At 63.2% G+C, this 17,716-nt stretch carries 16 protein-coding genes; 12 read left to right on the top strand and 4 right to left on the bottom strand.

What is annotated here, in order from left to right; genetic code table 11:
* Window positions 1-42: 42 nt before the first annotated feature.
* From DQW91_RS01180 to DQW91_RS01155, 6 genes are all read left to right on the top strand, one after another.
* The gene (locus DQW91_RS01180; protein WP_112661753.1) at window positions 43-909 is read left to right on the top strand and encodes a F0F1 ATP synthase subunit gamma; all 867 of its coding nucleotides are present in this window, start codon (window positions 43-45) and stop codon (window positions 907-909) included.
* A gap of 24 nt (window positions 910-933) precedes the next feature.
* Window positions 934-2,385: a F0F1 ATP synthase subunit beta gene (atpD, locus tag DQW91_RS01175; RefSeq protein ID WP_112661752.1), complete on the top strand. Its 1,452-nt coding sequence runs from the start codon at window positions 934-936 to the stop codon at window positions 2,383-2,385.
* Between the two features lie 207 nt (window positions 2,386-2,592).
* Window positions 2,593-2,994 carry a F0F1 ATP synthase subunit epsilon gene (locus tag DQW91_RS01170; protein WP_112661751.1) on the top strand — a complete coding sequence of 134 codons (402 nt, stop codon included), beginning with the start codon at window positions 2,593-2,595 and terminating at the stop codon, window positions 2,992-2,994.
* A 379-nt stretch (window positions 2,995-3,373) separates the two neighbouring features.
* Window positions 3,374-4,432 carry an ABC transporter substrate-binding protein gene (locus tag DQW91_RS01165; protein WP_245410857.1) on the top strand — a complete coding sequence of 353 codons (1,059 nt, stop codon included), beginning with the start codon at window positions 3,374-3,376 and terminating at the stop codon, window positions 4,430-4,432.
* A gap of 126 nt (window positions 4,433-4,558) precedes the next feature.
* Window positions 4,559-5,350, top strand: a complete 792-nt coding sequence (locus tag DQW91_RS01160; RefSeq protein WP_112661749.1) for an ABC transporter ATP-binding protein — start codon at window positions 4,559-4,561, stop codon at window positions 5,348-5,350.
* A gap of 8 nt (window positions 5,351-5,358) precedes the next feature.
* Window positions 5,359-6,126, top strand: coding sequence for an ABC transporter permease (locus DQW91_RS01155; RefSeq protein ID WP_112661748.1), 768 nt, complete (start codon window positions 5,359-5,361; stop codon window positions 6,124-6,126).
* Window positions 6,127-6,131: 5 nt separating this feature from the next.
* Here the strand turns inward: DQW91_RS01155 and DQW91_RS01150 are convergent, their stop codons facing one another.
* Both DQW91_RS01150 and DQW91_RS16465 read right to left on the bottom strand, forming a co-directional pair.
* Window positions 6,132-7,283 (bottom strand): CobW family GTP-binding protein, encoded by a 1,152-nt coding sequence (locus DQW91_RS01150; RefSeq protein WP_112661747.1) that lies wholly within the window; start codon window positions 7,281-7,283, stop codon window positions 6,132-6,134.
* 4 nt (window positions 7,284-7,287) lie between these two features.
* Window positions 7,288-8,187, bottom strand: a complete 900-nt coding sequence (locus tag DQW91_RS16465; RefSeq protein WP_198411743.1) for a DMT family transporter — start codon at window positions 8,185-8,187, stop codon at window positions 7,288-7,290.
* Between the two features lie 220 nt (window positions 8,188-8,407).
* Between DQW91_RS16465 and DQW91_RS17170 the strand changes: the two genes are divergently transcribed.
* Window positions 8,408-10,399, top strand: a complete 1,992-nt coding sequence (locus tag DQW91_RS17170) for a calcium-binding protein (protein WP_281023995.1) — start codon at window positions 8,408-8,410, stop codon at window positions 10,397-10,399.
* A 102-nt stretch (window positions 10,400-10,501) separates the two neighbouring features.
* On the opposite strand, the gene DQW91_RS01135 is transcribed toward DQW91_RS17170, so the two are convergent.
* Window positions 10,502-11,791 (bottom strand): D-alanyl-D-alanine carboxypeptidase family protein, encoded by a 1,290-nt coding sequence (locus tag DQW91_RS01135; protein WP_157961293.1) that lies wholly within the window; start codon window positions 11,789-11,791, stop codon window positions 10,502-10,504.
* 186 nt (window positions 11,792-11,977) lie between these two features.
* Between DQW91_RS01135 and DQW91_RS01130 the strand changes: the two genes are divergently transcribed.
* From DQW91_RS01130 to DQW91_RS01120, 3 genes are all read left to right on the top strand, one after another.
* The gene (locus DQW91_RS01130) at window positions 11,978-12,880 is read left to right on the top strand and encodes an EamA family transporter (RefSeq protein ID WP_112662392.1); all 903 of its coding nucleotides are present in this window, start codon (window positions 11,978-11,980) and stop codon (window positions 12,878-12,880) included.
* Window positions 12,881-12,940: 60 nt separating this feature from the next.
* Entirely contained in the window at window positions 12,941-14,080 is a 1,140-nt protein-coding gene (locus DQW91_RS01125; RefSeq protein ID WP_198411742.1) for a 2OG-Fe(II) oxygenase, read from the top strand.
* 218 nt (window positions 14,081-14,298) lie between these two features.
* The gene (locus DQW91_RS01120; RefSeq protein ID WP_112661744.1) at window positions 14,299-15,465 is read left to right on the top strand and encodes an acetyl-CoA acetyltransferase; all 1,167 of its coding nucleotides are present in this window, start codon (window positions 14,299-14,301) and stop codon (window positions 15,463-15,465) included.
* Window positions 15,466-15,477: 12 nt separating this feature from the next.
* Here the strand turns inward: DQW91_RS01120 and DQW91_RS01115 are convergent, their stop codons facing one another.
* Window positions 15,478-15,744, bottom strand: a complete 267-nt coding sequence (locus tag DQW91_RS01115; RefSeq protein WP_112661743.1) for a BolA family protein — start codon at window positions 15,742-15,744, stop codon at window positions 15,478-15,480.
* Between the two features lie 88 nt (window positions 15,745-15,832).
* Here DQW91_RS01115 and DQW91_RS01110 point away from each other — a divergent pair, with 88 nt between their 5' ends.
* Entirely contained in the window at window positions 15,833-16,459 is a 627-nt protein-coding gene (locus DQW91_RS01110) for a J domain-containing protein (RefSeq protein ID WP_112661742.1), read from the top strand.
* A gap of 185 nt (window positions 16,460-16,644) precedes the next feature.
* Window positions 16,645-17,637, top strand: coding sequence for a cobaltochelatase subunit CobS (gene cobS, locus DQW91_RS01105; RefSeq protein ID WP_112661741.1), 993 nt, complete (start codon window positions 16,645-16,647; stop codon window positions 17,635-17,637).
* The last annotated feature ends 79 nt before the right edge of the window (window positions 17,638-17,716 follow it).

The following is a 17,716-nucleotide window of genomic DNA, read 5'->3' as shown; positions in this document are numbered from 1 at the left end:
GTTAAGATCGAACCGGGTTACCGGAGAGGGTAGGGCTGCTCGATGCCGAGCTTAAAAGACCTTCGAAACCGAATCGCCTCGGTCAAGGCGACGCAGAAGATCACCAAGGCCATGCAGATGGTGGCCGCCGCGAAGCTGCGCCGTGCGCAGACCGCGGCGGAGGCCGCGCGTCCTTACGCGGAACGCATGGCCGAAGTGCTCGGCAATCTCGCGTCCGGCGTCACCATCGGCCCCGAGACGCCGCGTCTTCTGGCTGGAACGGGTTCCGACAAGGTTCAGCTTCTGATCGTCTGCACGGCCGAGCGCGGCCTGTGCGGCGCGTTCAACTCGTCGATCTCGCGTCTCGCGCGCGATCACGCCAACCGGCTCCTGGCCGAAGGCAAGACGGTCAAGATCATCTGCGTCGGCAAGAAGGGCTACGACATCCTGCGTCGCCAGTTCGCCGAGAACATCATCGACCTGGTCGATCTGCGCTCCGTGCGCCAGGTCGGCTTCGAGCAGGCCGACATGATCGCCCAGAAGGTGCTTGGCCTCTTCGAGGCGGGCGAGTTCGACGTAGCGACCCTGTTCTACGCCCAGTTCAAGTCGGTCATCTCGCAGATCCCGACCGCGCAGCAGATCCTGCCCGCGCAGATCGAGGCGAGCGGCACCACGGCGATCTACGATTACGAGCCCGCCGAAGAGGAAATTCTCGCGACGTTGCTGCCGCGCAATTTCACTGTGCAGATCTTCCGCGCGCTTCTGGAAAACGCCGCTTCCGAACAGGGCGCTCGCATGAGCTCCATGGACAGTGCGACCCGCAATGCGGGTGAAATGATCAAGAAGCAGACGATGACCTACAACCGGTCGCGTCAGGCGATGATCACCAAGGAATTGATCGAAATCATCTCGGGCGCTGAAGCGCTCTGACGATATTCCCGAGAGGAGCCCAACATGGCCAACACAGCCACTACCGCCGGCAAGACCGGCAAGATCACGCAGGTCATCGGCGCCGTCGTCGACGTGCAGTTCGACGGTCACCTCCCGGAGATCCTGAACGCACTCGAGACCACCAACCAGGGCAATCGCCTGGTGCTCGAAGTGGCGCAGCAGCTCGGTGAGAACACCGTCCGCTGCATCGCAATGGACATCTCCGAGGGTCTCGTTCGCGGCCAGCCGGTCACCGACACCGGCGCACCGATTTCGGTGCCCGTCGGCGCCGCCACCCTCGGCCGCATCATGAACGTCATCGGCGAGCCGGTTGACGAAGCCGGTCCGATCGTCGGCGAGGCCAACCGCGCCATTCACCAGCCGGCTCCGTCCTACGCCGAGCAGGCCACCGAGGCGCAGATCCTCGTCACCGGCATCAAGGTCGTCGACCTTCTGGCTCCTTACGCCAAGGGCGGCAAGATCGGCCTGTTCGGCGGCGCGGGCGTCGGCAAGACCGTGCTCATCATGGAGCTCATCAACAACGTCGCGAAGGCGCACGGCGGTTACTCCGTGTTCGCCGGCGTCGGCGAGCGCACCCGCGAGGGTAACGACCTCTATCACGAGATGATCGAGTCGAAGGTGAACGTGGATCCGCGCGAGGCCGGTTCGGCCGCCGGTTCCAAGTGCGCCCTCGTCTACGGTCAGATGAACGAGCCCCCGGGCGCCCGCGCCCGCGTCGCGCTCACCGGCCTCACCGTCGCCGAAAACTTCCGCGACCAGGGCCAGGACGTGCTGTTCTTCGTCGACAACATCTTCCGCTTCACGCAGGCGGGTTCGGAAGTGTCGGCGCTTCTCGGCCGTATTCCTTCGGCGGTGGGCTATCAGCCGACCCTCGCGACCGACATGGGCGCGCTGCAGGAGCGCATCACCACCACCACCAAGGGCTCGATCACCTCGGTGCAGGCCATCTACGTGCCCGCCGACGATCTGACTGACCCGGCTCCGGCCACCTCGTTCGCCCACCTCGACGCCACGACCGTGCTCTCGCGCTCCATCGCGGAAAAGGGCATCTACCCGGCGGTGGACCCGCTCGACTCGACCTCGCGCATGCTCTCGGCCGCCATCGTCGGCGAGGAGCACTACAATATCGCCCGTCAGGTCCAGCAAGTGCTGCAGCGCTACAAGGCGCTCCAGGACATCATCGCGATCCTGGGCATGGACGAGCTTTCCGAAGAGGACAAGCTCACCGTCGCCCGCGCCCGCAAGATCGAACGCTTCCTCTCGCAGCCCTTCCACGTCGCGGAAGTCTTCACCGGTTCGCCCGGCAAGCTCGTCGCGCTCGAGGACACCATCAAGGGCTTCAAGGGTCTCGTCGAAGGCCAGTACGATCACCTCCCCGAAGCCGCCTTCTACATGGTCGGCAACATCGAGGAAGCGATCGAGAAGGCTCAGCGTCTCGCGGCTGAAGCGGCTTAAGAAATATGACACTTGCCGATGAGGAGATTCGCCTTAACGACTCCTCGTCGGTCGTACCGTGGAGCGCGTCTGGCGCCATCGTAAAACAGAAGTAAGCATCGAGTTCTCTGATGGCACGCGACTGTTTGCGGATTGGCAACCCGATCAGCAGCTTGAATGCTCTGTGACCGGCAATAACTTGGGCGACGACGAAAGCTAGGAATACCTATGGCCACTCTCAATTTCGAACTCGTTTCGCCTGAGCGCGTCCTATTTTCGGGCGAGGTCGATGCGGTCGTGCTGCCCGCGAGCGAGGGCGATATGACCGTGCTGCCGGGCCATGCCCCGTTGATGACCACGCTCAAGACCGGTTTCCTCGTCATCACGACGAAGGTCGGCAACGGTCGCCGCGTTCTCGTGCGGGGCGGTTTCGCGGACATCAACCAGAGCGGCCTCAAAGTTCTCGCCGAGCGCGCGATGCCTGAGGAGGAGATCACCTCCGAGGCTCTCGACCGCGAGATCCTGCAGGCCCAGATGATTTACGACGCCAGCAACGACCTCAGCGTGAAGCACGCCGCCGAAGCCGCCCTCGCGCAGCTTCAGGAAGCCAAGGAAGCGTTGAGCTACTAAAGCTCGTGCGATCCGGCCGAAGCCGGTTCGCCACAGGCGTCGCTTCAAGGCGACCCCATCATCGATCTGCGACAAGGCCGGCTCACCGCCGGCCTTTTTCTTTGCCGCCGGGTCATTCCTTGCGGCGGCGGAACCCTTGAACGGATGCGCCGTTCCGTTTGAGCCGGAGGAGGTGGCTCCTTGCCTCACGCGCGCTGCGGCGGGGGCGAACTCCGCAGGTCTGGCTTTTCTGCCTTCGCAATAGGCAGCGTTCGCCTGCCCCTTCGGCACTGGTCCCTTGAATGCGCCGAACCATTTTGGTTGCATGGGCGCATGAGGGGCAGAGCAAAGGGGCCGCCCTTCTCGAACCAGGGGGACGCCGAAGGCGTCGGGGGAGGTAATGATGTCGCGTCGTGGTCTGTCGGGAGATGGAAGGAACACACTGAGAGCGTGGCTCTTGAGAGCCGGCCTTGGTCTTGCGGTGCTGCTGCCGGTGCAGGCGGCGCTTGCGCAGACGCCCGTGCGGTTCAGCCTCGACTGGCGTTGGGAGGGGCCGGCGGCTCCCTTCGCCGTGGCGCTCGACAAGGGATACTTCAAGGCCGAGGGCCTCGATGTCACCATCGATCCGGCGGCGGGCTCCCGCGAGCCGATCTCCCGCGTCGCTTCGGGCACCTACGATGTCGGCTTCGGCGACGTGAATTCGCTGGTGCGCTTTCGCGACGAAAATCCCGGCACGGACATCAAGGCCGTGATGGTGATGTATGATCGTCCGCCCTTCGCCATCATCGGACGCAAGAGCCGCGGCATCACGAGCGATGTCGCAAGCCTGCAGGGCAAGAAGTTCGGCGCGCCTGCCGCTGACGGCGCTTATGCGCAATGGCCGATCTTCAAGGCCGTGAACAAGATCGACGATTCCACCATGAAGTTCGAGAATGTCGGCTTCCCGGTGCGCGAGCCCATGCTCGCCCAGGGCGAGGTCGATGCGGTCTTCGGCTTCTCCATGTCCTCCTACATCAACCTGAAAGCGCGCGGCGTGCCGCAGGACGATATCGTCGTACTGCTCATGAGTGATCACGGCGTCGATCTTTACGGCAACACCATTATCGTCTCGCCGAAATTCGCCGCCGAGAAGCCCGAGGCGGTGAAGGGCCTTCTGCGCGCGATCATGAAAGGCGTGCAGGATACGATCAAGGATCCGTCGAGCGCGGTCGATGCGGTCATCAAGCGCAACGACGTCGCCAAGAAGGACGTGGAGCTGGAGCGCCTGAAGATGGTGCTCGACCAGAACATGCTGACGCCCTGGGTGAAGGCGAACGGCGTCGGCGGCATCGACAAGGCGCGCTTCGAGAAAGCCCTCGACCAGATCGGCCTGACCTTCACCTACAAGACGAAGCCGAAGGTGGAAGACGTGTTCAGCGAACAATACCTGCCCGCCGCCGATCAGCGGAAGGTGAATTGAAGCGCGGCGCACACCTCTCCTGAAAGGTCCGGTGAGGGGATGCGGTCCAAGTGGCCCGTAACCCCTCACCCTCGCTGCGCTCGGCCTCTCCCGGAAGGAGAGGTGAAGGTTCCGGGAGTCCCTCTCATGCCACCCTTTGTCGACATTCACGACGTCACGCATGTCTATGCGCGGGGCGAGGACAGTGCGCCTGCGGTGCAAGGCTTGAACCTCAAGGTGAACGAAGGCGAGTTCGCCGCCATCGTCGGCCCGTCCGGCTGCGGCAAGTCCACCTTGATGAAGCTCGCGACGGGCTTGCAGTTTCCGCGCCAGGGAACGGTCATCGTCGGCGGGCGGGAGGTCGGCGCGCCGGTGAAGATCGCCGGCATGGCGTTTCAGAACCCGACCATGCTGCCGTGGCGCACCACGCTCGACAACATCCTGCTGCCGCTCGAAATCGTCGAGCCGCACCGCTCGCGCCTTCGCCGCCACAAGGCGGAGTATGTCGCGAAGGCGGAAAGCCTTCTGGCGCAGGTGGGCCTCAAAGGACAGGGACATAAATTCCCCTGGCAATTGTCCGGCGGCATGCAGCAGCGCGCTTCCTTGTGCCGGGCGCTGATCCACGAGCCGAAGCTTCTGATGCTCGATGAGCCCTTCGGCGCGCTTGATGCTTTTACGCGCGAGGAATTATGGTGCGTGATCCGCGATCTTCATGCGGCGCAAGGGTTCACCGTCGTTCTCGTCACGCACGATTTGCGCGAGGCGGTTTTTCTGGCGGACCGTATTCATTGCATGAGCGCGCGGCCCGGCCGCATCGTCGCCGAGCGCATCGTGGAGTTTCCACGCCCGCGTGACATCGAAATCACTTACACACCGGAATTTAGTGCCATCGTGCATGAGCTGCGCGGCCATATCGCGCATGCGCGCGCGGCGGTTTGAGGTTTTTCATGCACAAGAATCGCCACCTCGCCATCGCTCCCTGGCTCTTCAGCATCGGCTTCTTCGCGCTGTGGGAAATCGCCTGCCGGGTGCTGAACGTCTCCGGCTTCATCCTGCCCGCGCCGTCTGTGATTCTTGCGGCGATATGGGAATACCGCACGCAGCTTGCTTACCACGCCATGCACACTCTCTGGATGACGGTTGCGGGTTTCTCGCTCGCCGTCGTTTTCGGGCTTGCGCTCGGCATGGCGCTCGGTGCCTCGCGCCTCATCAACGCGGGCACCTATCCGCTTCTCGTCGGATTCAATTCCGTGCCGAAGGTGGCGGTTGTGCCGATCCTCGTGTTCTGGTTCGGTGTCGGCTGGGTACCGCCCGTGATGACGGCGTTCCTGATCTCGTTCTTCCCCATCGTGGTGAATGTGGCGACGGGCATCTCCACGGTTGAGCCGGAGATGGAGGACGTGTTGCGCGCTCTTGGCGCGTCGAAAACCGACATCGTCGTGAAGGTCGGCGTGCCGCGCGCGATGCCCTACTTCTTCGGATCGCTGAAGGTTGCGATCACGCTGGCCTATGTGGGTTCGGTGATCGGCGAACAGAACGCCTCGAATGTCGGCATCGGCAATCTGCTCACCCGTGCTTCCGCCGCCTTCGAAGTGCCCCTCGTCTGGGCGGCCCTCGTGGTGCTCGCGGTGCTCGGCGTCGCCATGTACGCGCTCACGGCTTACGTCGAGCGATCCATGACCGGCTGGGCGCAGCGTTCGCAGATGGCGGCGTAACCAGGCTAGCGCCGCAGCGAGAGCGGATTGTCGGAGAGCGCCGCCGCGTCCGGCTGATCGATGCCGGGCTTGTGGAGGAAGGCGTTCCAGAGCTTCTCGACGCTCTCGCGCTCCAGATCGTCGACGATGAAGACGATGCGGCTACGGCGGTCCGCGCTCGGCCATTGCGGCAGCACGGCCGGAACGTGGATGACGTGCTGCACGCCGTGAATGACCACCGGATGGTCGGGATCTTCGGCCAGCGCGACAAGGCCCTTCACGCGCAGGAGCTTCGCGCCTTGCGATGAGCGCAGAAGATCGAGAAACATGTCGAGCGAGCCTTGCGGGATCGGCGTATCGCTGGTGAGGCAGAAGGCGCGGATGCGCTCATCATGACGGTTCACGTCATGATGGTGATGATCGTGATGATCGTGCCCATGCCCGTGATGGTGATGATGGTGCTGATGCGCGTGGCTTTCGCGCTCGGCCTCCTCCACCGCCTCGGCCTTCAGCCAATCACGCACGTCGGCAATCTTGCCGTTCAGGTCGAACAGGCCGCCGGCGACGATCTTTTCTGCCGGCGCGTCTGCGGGCAGGATCTCCGCGCCGGGATTGAGATGGTGAAGCCGCTCGCGCAAGGCGTCTAGCGTGCTCCCATCCGTCACGAGATCGGTTTTCGTCAGAACGATGCGCTCCGCGACAGCCGCCTGCTTGAGCGCCTCGCGGTGCCGGTCGAGTGTCGCCGCGCCGTTCACCGCGTCGATCACGGTGACGACGCCTTCCACCGCATAGCGCATGGAAAGATAGGGATGGTAGAGAACCGCATGCAGAATGGGCGCCGGATCGGCAAGGCCCGTCGTCTCGATGATCACGCGGCGGAAGGGCGCGATGCGCCCGTTGTCGCGCTTGCGCAAAAGGTCTTCCAGCGTTGCGATGAGGTCGCCGCGCACGGTGCAGCACAGGCAGCCCGCGGAGAGAAGCACCATGCCCTCGTCCACTTTTTCGACGAGAAGATGATCGAGGCCGATCTCACCGAACTCGTTGATGATGACGACGGTGTCGTGCAGCTCAGGGCTTTGCAGCAGGCGGTTGAGCAGGGTCGTCTTGCCCGCGCCGAGAAAGCCCGTGAGGATCGTGAGGGGAATGGGCGGCAGGGGGCCTGCGGGCCGGTCTGACATCGGTTCAATCCGTCGGAACGAGAGGGGTGGAGCGGCGGCTCTCGAGGTAAACATTGGTGACGACGGCAAAGAGCACAAGAACGCCGCCGCCGATCTGCAGGCTTGAGAGACGCTCACCCAGCACCATCACCGAAGCAAGCGCCGAGACGACCGGCTCGATGCAATAGGCGATGCCCGCCGCCGCCGCCGAAATGCGCGCGAGCGCCAGCATCTGGAAGATAAAGCCGATCACATACCCGCCGATGGTCATGAAGACCGCGAAGGGCGCGATGGCGAGGATCGCCGGCGATTCCAGCTGCCCCGTCAGCGCACCGACGAGGAGCGCAGTCGGCAGCACGATCAGGTGAACCCAGAACACCTTCGCGACAGGGTCTGTTTTGCGGCAGCGTGCGGCGGCAAAGAACTGCGTGGCGGTGGCGACGCCTGCGCCCGCCGCAAGCGCAAGCCCACGCCAGTCGAGGCCTTCGAAGACAGGCCCCACCACGAGCACCACGCCGATGAGGGAAATGACGACGACGCCCGCGAGCGAGGGCGTCAGCGGTGTCTTGTCCACAAACGGCGTCGCGAGCACGATCATGGTCGGATAGGCGTAGAAGATCACCGTCGCCATCGTCACGGGAATGAACGCGACGGAGGAAATGTAGCAAAGGCCGACGAAGGCCGTGGCGATGCCGAGCAGCGCCAGCGTACGCCACTCCTCCCGCTCCGCCTTGAGATGCCGGCGCATCAGGTAGGCCGCCCCGACGGTCAGGCCGAGCATCAGCAGCACGCGATAGACAACGATGGCGGGGCCGTTGACCCCCGCGAGCGCCGCGACCCGCGCATAGACGATGTTGAGCCCATAGAGCCCAGCGGAGCCGAGGGCGAATAACAGGCCGTTGAAGGGAAGGGCGGTCTTGGACATCGGTTGCTCAAGAAAGGGGCACCACCGTTCGCGCGGATCGCCGCCGATTGCAAGAGCCTCCATTTGAACCTCCGCTGACAGGAAGGGCTTCCGGATCGGGGTGAGATGTCGCGCGCGCATTCTTGAGACGGCCCCCCTGCATTCGAAGAGAGGAAGGCCGATAGTCCTATGACAGAGTTGTCCATAAGGCCTTTTTTCTGGCCTCATGGAAGGATCTATCATGGGCACCCCTGCTGCCACCGGACCTGCTTTCCGGATCAACTCGGTTGGTTCGTTTTCCGAGGGGCGCAGCGTCGCCACCCTCAAGGACGGGACTTTTGTCGTCGTCTGGCTCGCAGAGGTCATCGAGAACCTGGGAAATGATCCGGAAACGGGAGATCCCGTTCTCGTCAGGCACAGCACTGTCCAGGGGCAGACTTTCTACGCCAACGGCGACAAGCTCGGCGCGGAGTTCTTGGTCAGCTCCAGAACGGGCGATTATGCCGCTCATAACAATCTCAGCGTGGCTGCTCTGAAAGATGGCGGTTTTGCTGTGTCCTACAGCTACTCGCCGGATGGCGCCCCTGTGAACGAAGACGTCTTTCTGCGCGTCTACGAGACTGATCGTACGGCTGGAGCCGAGTTTCTCGCGCTTGAGAACAATGAGAGTTGGCAAGGAGTCCCCACGCTCACCGCCCTCGACAACGGCGGCTTTGCACTTTCCTACATGCATAGCGACACTGTCGCGCCGCAATCCGGTCAGCCTGAAGAATTGGAGACACGCTTCCAGGCTTACGATGCGAACGGAAACCGGACTGGCACCAATATTCTTGTCAGTTCCACCAGCAACATGAATCAGATGACGACGCTCAAGAACGGGAACATCGTCGTCGCTTATGAGGATTTCGAAACTGGCGATGTGCTGGGCCATATCTACAGGCCCGATGGTTCGGAGGTCACCTCGGCAGACGGCATTGTCTTGCCGACGACCTTGGACGGATATCAGATTCAGCCGTCCATCACGGCACTCGCGGATGGGCGGTTCGTGGCCGTCTGGACACAGCAAAACCCAACGAGCGAAGACCCATCCAGCCTTTCGGTTCGCGGGCGCATCTTCAATGCGGACGGCACTCCGGTCGGCGGCGATTTCCAGATCAACGCCAAAACGGAAGGGCTGCAACGCACCCCTTCCGTCGCCGCCTTGCCGAACGGCGGTTTCGCGGTGGCGTATATCGATCTCGTCGATAAGCCAGTTCCGGGCGACAGGACAGTATCGCTTCGCCTTGCGAGTTTCGGGGCAGACGGCACCCGCGATGGCGACGAGATCATGGTCGCGACCGGTGGTTCCTTCGATGTCGAGAATCCCGCCTTGTCCGCGCTGGCCGATGGCCGGTTGCTGCTCACCTGGTCGGAGTTCAACGGCAACAGAGATCCTTACAGTGCGGCCCAGGTCTTCGATCCGCGCGTGGAGAGCCTCGATTGGGCCGGCTCGGACGAGGAAGATAACTACGTCGGAACGGTCTTCAACGACACGCTGAAGGGCCTCGCCGGTCAGGATCGTCTTTACGGCAATGCCGGCTCTGATACGCTCGACGGCGGCACGGGGGCGGACAGCCTCGACGGCGGCGCCGGGGTCGACGTGGCCTCCTATGCCAAGGCCGCGAGCCGGGTCAGCGTCGACCTTGCCAAGAAAACCGGCAGCGCCGGCGAAGCGGCGGGCGATGTCCTCAAGTCGATCGAGGGCGTCACGGGCTCCGATTTCGACGATGCGCTTGTGGGCGACACCCTCGCCAACCTGCTCAAGGGCGGACGCGGGAAAGACAACCTGCAGGGCGGCGCCGGGGACGACAAGCTCTGGGGCGGGCTGGGCCACGATCAGCTCAAGGGCGGCACAGGCAAAGACGCTTTCGTGTTCGACGCCAAGGCCGGCGCGAAGACCAACCGGGACAAGATCGTGGACTTCAGCGTGAAGGACGACTCGATCTGGCTCGACAATGCCGTCTTCGCCAAGCTCGGCGCGAAGGGCTCTGCGGATGCGCCCGCGCAGCTCAAGAAGGGCTTCTTCACCATCGGCGAGAAGGCCAAGGACAAGAACGACTACATCATCTACGACGACAAGAAGGGCGTTCTCTACTACGACGCCGACGGTTCGGGCACGAAGTCCAAGGCGGTGGAGATCGCCACGCTCTCGAAGAACCTCAAGATCACCTACAAGGATTTCTTCGTCATCTGATCGGCTTCAACGCGCACTCATGAGCAAAGCCTCCGCTGGGCTCCGGCGGAGGCTTTTCATTTGTACCGGGACGTGTCGCCGCTGGCGGGATGCGAACCTAAGTCAGTTCGCCTTGGTGGCCGGCTTCGGCGATGCTTTGGCGGATGTCTTCGCAGGCGCTTTGGGAGGTGTCTTGGCCGCGGGTTTGACAGTGCTGCTCACCGGTTTGATCGAGATGCTGGCGCGCGACTGGTCCGCGCTCTTCGCTGCGACCGTTTTTTTGGACTTGGTTGTCCGCGCCTTGTCGGCGGCGTCTTCCGCCGCGGCCTGGGCGGCGAGCTCAGCCGGGCTTGGCGGGTTGAGGCCGATCCAGACCGGCACCGGCTCCACGGCCGAGCGCGGGCCGAGGGCTGTGCGCTGCGGCTGCGCGCCGGCATAGGCGAAGACGTTCGGTGAGGAAAGGAGGTTGGGGGTCGTCGATTCGGGCTCGGCTCCGACGGTGGTGAGGTTTTCCTCCTGCGGCATCGGCCCTTTGCGGTCGCAGATCAGCGGGCGCATGTCGGGCGGCGTCTGGCTCACGGAGGCGGGCAGGGTGTCCAGCGAGTAGCTCGAGGGGCTCGTCGGGCTGTTGAAGCCGAGGTCGAACAACTCCGCCGCCTTCATGGTGCGCTCGTTCGCGGAAGGCGCTCCGAGCACCACGGTGATGAGGTGACGTCCGTTGCGGGTGGCGCTGGCCACCACGTTGAACCCGGCCGAGCAGATGAAGCCGGTCTTCATGCCGTCCGCGCCGGGATAGCGCCCAATCAGGCCATTGGTGTTGCGCATGATGCGGCGGCCATACTGAATGGCGCCAATTTCGAACAGGCCCTGATATTCCGGAAAATGGGTGAGCAGGGCACGGCCGAGAATGGCCATGTCGCGGGCCGAGGTCTGGTTGCGGTCGTCAGGCAGGCCGTGAGGATTGACGAAGCGGCTCTCGCGCATGCCGAGCCGCCGCGCTTCCTCGTTCATCATGGTCGCGAAGCCGTCGATGGAACCGCCGAGGTTCTCGGCAATGGTCGCGGCGACGTCGTTCGCCGACTTGACCATGATGATCTTGAGCGCGTTGTCGAGACGGATCTGGGTGCCGGGCTTGAAGGCCATTTTCGACGGCGGCAGGGCCGCAGCGGCCTCCGACACAGTCAGGAGTTGATCCATCCGCGCCTGTCCCGCTTCGACGAGATCCAGCGCCACATAGACCGTCATGAGCTTGGTGATGGAGGCGGGATACCAGGGATCCGTCGCCCTGTCCGCATGAAGCACGCGGCCGGATTCAAGCTCGACGACCAGGGAGGGGCTGCCTGCATAGGCCGTTCCGACGCCGAGCGTCGCGAGGGCGAGAACCGCGAAACGGAAAGCTCGACTCTTACCCATGCGGAACGACTCCAAAGCAAAAACGGTCGCAAAAGGCCTTGCGCCCCTGCCTCAACGAGCAGGGATATTTTTAACTGCGAAGATAGGGTTTGGCTAGGTTTGGACAGCCCCTGCCTTTTCACGTCCACCCTTTCTAAGGGATTCCGTGGCAAGAGCATGGCAAGAATCGCCTCATTCGAGATTGTCATGCTTCTGAATTTTCTCTGGGTTCCCATAACCTTGGCAGCCGCCGCGGCTCAGACGGGGCGCAACGCCACCCAGCGGAAGCTGACGGGGATGATCGGCACCGTCGGGGCGACGCAGGTGCGCTTTCTCTACGGGTTTCCCTTCGCGCTTCTCGCTCTTCTGGCCGTATGGCTTCTGACCGGCGAGGCCATCCCGGCGCCGGACAGCGGGTTCGCGCTTTATGTGGGGGCGGGCGCCGTGGCGCAGATCCTGGCGACGGCCTTGATGCTCTTTGCGATGCGCGAGCGCTCCTTTGCGGTCGTGACCGCCTACACCAAGACGGAGCCGGTTCAGGTCGCCCTGTTCGGCCTTGTCATCCTCGGCGACCGGCTGACACCGCTGATCGCTTTCGCCATTTTGATCGCGACCGGCGGCGTGATCCTGATGTCGGTAAAGCCCGGCACGAAACTCGCAGGCTCGGGCCTTCGCCCTGTCGTTGCCGGCATCGCCTCGGGGGCCTTCTTCGCCCTGTCGGCCATCGGATTTCGCGGCGCGATCCTGTCGCTCGGGGACAGCTCGTTTTTCATCCGCGCGACGACCACCCTTGCCTGGAGCCTTGGCCTCCAAACCCTGATCCTCCTGGTCTGGCTCGGCCTTTTTGACCGCGACGCCCTCATCAAGAGTTTTCGCGTCTGGCGGACCTCGCTCGGAGCCGGATTTCTCGGTGCGCTGGCCTCTCAATTCTGGTTTCTCGGTTTTTCGCTGACCACCGCCGCGAATGTGCGGACGCTGGCGCTGGTCGAGGTTCTGATGGCGCAGGCCGTGTCGCACCGCCTTCTCGCGCAAGGCACGACGAGGCGGGAGCTTCTCGGCATGGGTCTGATCGTTCTCGGCGTCGGGCTTCTGCTCGCCGGGCAGATGTGACTTGCGCCAGCGAACCCAGGCCGGTATCAAAATGTAATATTAATGCGTCTGAGAGGTGCTATGACGACCGAAGCAAGGCCGCCCTACAACATGATCATGCGCGGCGATCCCGCGCCGCGTTTCGAGCAAAGTTGCGCAGGAAATCCGCGCTATGTCTTCGACATGGCTGCGGGGCGCTATCTGGTTCTCGGCTTTTACGGGACGGCTTCCGATGAAATAGGGCTGGCCCGGCTGGAGGCGATTCAGGGCAAAAACCGGGCCTTGTTCGACGATGAGAAGATCGCGTTCTTCGGCGTCAGTGCCGATCCTCAGGATCAGGAGAGCGGGCGCGCCCGCGAAAGCATTCCCGGCATTCGCCATTTTTGGGATTTCGACGGGCGTGTAAGCCGCCTCTACGGGGCCTTGCCATCCGAGACAGCAAAAGAACCGGGCAATGTTCCTTACCGGCGCTTCTGGCTGGTTCTGGATCCGACCTTGCGCGTTCGTGAGGTCATTCCTTTCCAGCAGGACGGGAGCGATCTCGATCAGCTTCTGAACTGCCTGCGAAACCTGCCGCCGATGGAGCGCTTTCCCGGCTTCGAAATTCAGGCGCCGGTTCTCATCATTCCGGATGTTTTCGAACCCAGCTTCTGCCGTCACCTCATCGATCTTTACGAGGAAAACGGCGGACAGGAATCCGGCTTCATGCGTGAGGTCGACGGCAAGACGGTTCCGGCGTTCGACGCCGTGCACAAGCGTCGCAAGGATTACGTGCTTACGGATCAGGCTCTCATGCGGCAGGTGCAGAGCAGGGTGGTCCGCCGCATCAATCCCGAAATTCGCAAGGTGCATTGCTTCAACCCCACGCGCATGGAGCGCTACATCGTCTCCTGCTACGCGGCGGAGGACGGTGGCCATTTCCGCGCGCACCGGGACAATACGACGAAGGGAACGGCCCATCGCCGGTTCGCCGTGTCGATCAACCTCAACGCGGAATTCGAGGGCGGCGAGATCAGCTTCCCGGAATACGGACCGCGCAGCTACAAGATGCCGCCGGGCGGCGCTGTCGTATTCTCGTGCTCGCTGCTGCACGCGGTCTCGAAGGTCACGAGCGGACGCCGCTACGCTTTCCTGCCCTTTATCTACGACGATGCAGCCGCTCGCATTCGCGAGGCGAACAACCCGCATCTCGGCGAGGGCGTAAACGAATATAAGCCCTAGTCAGAAACTGTGTGAGCCTGGCTTTTTGCGAGGCCAGCCCACACAGTTTATCTTCCGAAAACAGCCCGGTGTCGCTCTTGGCGCGCCGGGCTGGTTCATTTTGGGCGGCTGAATGCCGCCTGTCGCCGCGCTATTCCTGCCTCCGACCTTCGTCCGCTTGCCGCTTTTCCCGAACAGCCCCATCTTGAGGGCAATAATCATCGTGGAGGAAAACGCCGATGACGGCCTGCATCGTCGGGTGGGCGCATACGCCCTTCGGAAAGCATGACACGGAGACGGTCGAGAGCCTGATCGTGCGTGTCACCAAGGACGCTCTGGATCATGCCGGAATCGGGCCGGAGGATGTGGACGAGGTGGTGCTCGGCCATTTCAACGGCGGCTTCTCGCAGCAGGAATTCACGGCCTCGCTGGTTTTTCAGGCGAGCGACCAGTTTCGCTTCAAGCCCGCGACGCGGGTGGAGAATGCCTGCGCCACCGGTTCAGCCGCTGTGCATCAGGCGATCAAGACCATCGAGGCGAAGCGGGCCAGAACCGTGCTCGTGGTCGGCGTCGAGCAGATGACGACGACGCCGGGGCCTGAGATCGGCAACATCCTGCTGAAGGCTTCATATCTGCCTGAGGACGGCGGAACCCAAGGCGGTTTTGCCGGCGTGTTCGGCAAGATCGCCGGGCTCTACTTCCAGCGCTATGGCGATCAATCCGATGCGCTGGCGCTGATCGCAGCGAAGAACCACAAGAACGGCGTCGACAATCCCTATGCGCAGATGCGCAAGGATCTCGGCTTCGAATTCTGCCGCACCGAGAGCGAAAAGAATCCTTTCGTCGCGGGGCCTTTAAAGCGCACCGATTGCTCGCTCGTGTCGGACGGCGCAGCAGCGCTCGTTATCGCGGATACAGAGACGGCGCTGCGCATGAAGCGCGCGGTGGCGTTCCGCGCGACGGCACATGCGCAGGATTTTCTGCCCATGTCGAAGCGCGACATCGTGCAGTTCGAGGGTTGTGCGGAAGCGTGGCGGCGTGCGCTTGCGCAAGCGGGTGTTGCGCTCGGCGATCTCTCCTTCGTGGAGACGCATGATTGCTTCACCATCGCCGAGCTCATCGAATACGAGGCGATGGGCCTGACGAAACCGGGCGAGGGCGCGATCGCGGTCAAGGAAGGCTGGACGAACCGTGACGGCAAGTTGCCGGTGAATCCCTCCGGTGGACTGAAAGCGAAGGGGCACCCCATCGGCGCGACGGGCGTTTCGATGCACGCGCTTTCCGCCATGCAGCTCTGCGGCGAAGCCGGCGGCATTCAGGTGCGCAACCCGGTGCTCGGCGGCATCTTCAACATGGGCGGCGCCGCCGTCGCGAATTACGTGAGCGTGCTCGAGCGAATCAAGTAGCAGCGGAGGCTGCTACTCCCCCGGCGCCTTCGCCTGAATGGCGAGGGCGTGCAGGCCGCGGGCGAAAGCGTCCTTCAACACCTCGTTCACGAGACGGTGACGCTCGACGCGTCCCTTGCCGATGAACGCTTCCGACACGATATGAAGACGGAAATGAGTTTCGCCGCCCTCGCGCCATCCCGAATGCCCGTGGTGTTTGTGCGACTCGTCGGTTACGATGAGTTCGATCGGCTGCAGGCGCTCCTGCAAGGTTTGGGTGATCCAGTCGGTCAAGGTCATGTGAAATGTAAGCCTTTTTGAACGGGTCTGCGGCGAAAAGCGCTAAGGCCTTGGCTATGGTTTAAAGCCCACTCATAATCGTTGCATCATGGATCTCAACTCGCCTTTGTTCGACCGCATCCGCATCAAACCGACCGCCGATGAGCCTCGTGAGGCCAAGGGGCCGGGTTGCGAGCATCCGGGCTGCGCGGCTCCGGGCGAGCACCGTGCGCCCAAGGGGCGCAACCGAGAAGGACAATACTGGCGTTTCTGCCTCGAGCATGTGCGGGCCTACAACGCCTCGTACAACTATTTCGACGGCATGTCCGATTCGGCGCTGGCGGCGTACCAGAAGGACGCGCTGACGGGGCACCGCCCGACGCGGGTGATGGGCGTCAACACCAGCGGACAGGGAGCCGACGCTGCGTCGCAGACGCGGGACTGGGCTTACTTCGACCCGCTGGGCATCCTACGCGGGCAGGACTTCACCCAGGCGCGCCGCCGTCGGGCGGCCCCGCCGGAGCCGAGAAAGCCCCGCTACACGGGCGCCGCGAAGCGTGCCCTCGACGTACTCGGCCTCGACGAGAATGCGGACGGGCCTGCGATCAAGGCGCAGTACAAGGCGCTGGTGAAGCAGTTCCACCCCGACGCCAATGGCGGCGACCGCTCCTTCGAGGAGAGGCTGCGGGACATCATCAAGGCGCATGACACGCTCAAAAGCGCCGGGTTGTGCTAAAAAGCGCAGTCGGAACAAGCGGATACCGAGCTCCCTCCGGATTCGGAGTGCAAATCCGGCCCGCAAACCGCCACTCTAACTAAGAAGCCGGCTAAATGGACACGCGAAGGAATTTGCGCCTGACCGGCTTGATGTTTAAGAAACCTGAAGCACCGTTTGAACGAGATTGAACCCGAGAGGCCCCTATGCAGGCATCAGCAACCGAGACTTCGACCCTCCTGCCGGACATGAAGGTGTCCGTGCGACAGGTCTTCGGCATCGACTCGGATCTGGAGGTGCCGGCCTTTTCGCAATCGGACGAGCATGTGCCGGATCTCGACCCGGATTATCTCTTCGACCGCGAGACGACCCTCGCCATTCTGGCGGGCTTCGCGCGCAACCGCCGCGTCATGATCACCGGCTATCACGGCACGGGTAAGTCGACCCATATCGAGCAGGTCGCCGCGCGCCTCAACTGGCCGTGCGTGCGCGTCAACCTCGACAGCCACGTCTCGCGTATCGATCTCGTCGGTAAGGACGCCATCGTGCTGCAGGACGGCAAGCAGGTCACCGCCTTCCAGGACGGCATTCTCCCCTGGGCGCTGCAGCACAACGTGGCGCTGGTGTTCGACGAGTACGACGCGGGCCGTCCGGACGTGATGTTCGTGATCCAGCGCGTGCTGGAGCAATCGGGCAAGCTCACGCTTCTCGACCAGAAGCGCGTGATCAAGCCGCATCCCGCCTTCCGCCTGTTCGCGACCGCCAACACGGTGGGCCTTGGCGACACGTCGGGCCTCTATCACGGCACGCAGCAGATCAACCAGGGCCAGATGGACCGCTGGTCCATCGTCACCACACTCAACTACCTGCCGCACGACAAGGAAGTGGACATCGTCCTCTCCAAGGCGAAGCACTACCAGAACGGCGACGAGGGCCGCGACATCGTCAACAAGATGGTGCGCGTGGCGGATCTCACCCGCAGCGCCTTCATGAACGGCGATCTCTCCACCGTCATGAGCCCGCGCACGGTCATCACCTGGGCCGAGAACGCCGAGATCTTCGGCGACACGGGCTTCGCCTTCCGCGTCACCTTCCTCAACAAGTGCGACGAACTGGAACGCGCGCTCGTCGCGGAGTTCTACCAGCGCTGCTTCGGCAAGGATCTGCCGGAGAGCGCGGTGAATATCGCGTTGTCGTAGCCATCGGACGTCATCCTGGGCGCATCGCAGATGCGATCCGGGATCGTTTGACGGTTCACTGGTATAAGCGATCCCGGCT

Source organism: Microvirga flavescens, assembly GCF_003290125.1.
Taxonomy (GTDB): Bacteria; Pseudomonadota; Alphaproteobacteria; order Rhizobiales; family Beijerinckiaceae; genus Microvirga; species Microvirga flavescens.
This window is presented reverse-complemented; position numbering and strand designations above follow the sequence as displayed.

Excerpts from the sequence above, each read along its gene's own strand:
- DQW91_RS01180 (WP_112661753.1), top strand. The coding sequence starts at position 43 with ATGCCGAGCTTAAAAGACCTTCGAAACCGAATCGCCTCGGTCAAGGCG.
- atpD (WP_112661752.1), top strand. The coding sequence starts at position 934 with ATGGCCAACACAGCCACTACCGCCGGCAAGACCGGCAAGATCACGCAG.
- DQW91_RS01170 (WP_112661751.1), top strand. The coding sequence starts at position 2,593 with ATGGCCACTCTCAATTTCGAACTCGTTTCGCCTGAGCGCGTCCTATTT.
- DQW91_RS01165 (WP_245410857.1), top strand. The coding sequence starts at position 3,374 with ATGATGTCGCGTCGTGGTCTGTCGGGAGATGGAAGGAACACACTGAGA.
- DQW91_RS01160 (WP_112661749.1), top strand. The coding sequence starts at position 4,559 with ATGCCACCCTTTGTCGACATTCACGACGTCACGCATGTCTATGCGCGG.
- DQW91_RS01155 (WP_112661748.1), top strand. The coding sequence starts at position 5,359 with ATGCACAAGAATCGCCACCTCGCCATCGCTCCCTGGCTCTTCAGCATC.
- DQW91_RS01150 (WP_112661747.1), bottom strand. The coding sequence starts at position 7,283 with ATGTCAGACCGGCCCGCAGGCCCCCTGCCGCCCATTCCCCTCACGATC.
- DQW91_RS16465 (WP_198411743.1), bottom strand. The coding sequence starts at position 8,187 with ATGTCCAAGACCGCCCTTCCCTTCAACGGCCTGTTATTCGCCCTCGGC.
- DQW91_RS17170 (WP_281023995.1), top strand. The coding sequence starts at position 8,408 with ATGGGCACCCCTGCTGCCACCGGACCTGCTTTCCGGATCAACTCGGTT.
- DQW91_RS01135 (WP_157961293.1), bottom strand. The coding sequence starts at position 11,791 with ATGGGTAAGAGTCGAGCTTTCCGTTTCGCGGTTCTCGCCCTCGCGACG.
- DQW91_RS01130 (WP_112662392.1), top strand. The coding sequence starts at position 11,978 with ATGCTTCTGAATTTTCTCTGGGTTCCCATAACCTTGGCAGCCGCCGCG.
- DQW91_RS01125 (WP_198411742.1), top strand. The coding sequence starts at position 12,941 with ATGACGACCGAAGCAAGGCCGCCCTACAACATGATCATGCGCGGCGAT.
- DQW91_RS01120 (WP_112661744.1), top strand. The coding sequence starts at position 14,299 with ATGACGGCCTGCATCGTCGGGTGGGCGCATACGCCCTTCGGAAAGCAT.
- DQW91_RS01115 (WP_112661743.1), bottom strand. The coding sequence starts at position 15,744 with ATGACCTTGACCGACTGGATCACCCAAACCTTGCAGGAGCGCCTGCAG.
- DQW91_RS01110 (WP_112661742.1), top strand. The coding sequence starts at position 15,833 with ATGGATCTCAACTCGCCTTTGTTCGACCGCATCCGCATCAAACCGACC.
- cobS (WP_112661741.1), top strand. The coding sequence starts at position 16,645 with ATGCAGGCATCAGCAACCGAGACTTCGACCCTCCTGCCGGACATGAAG.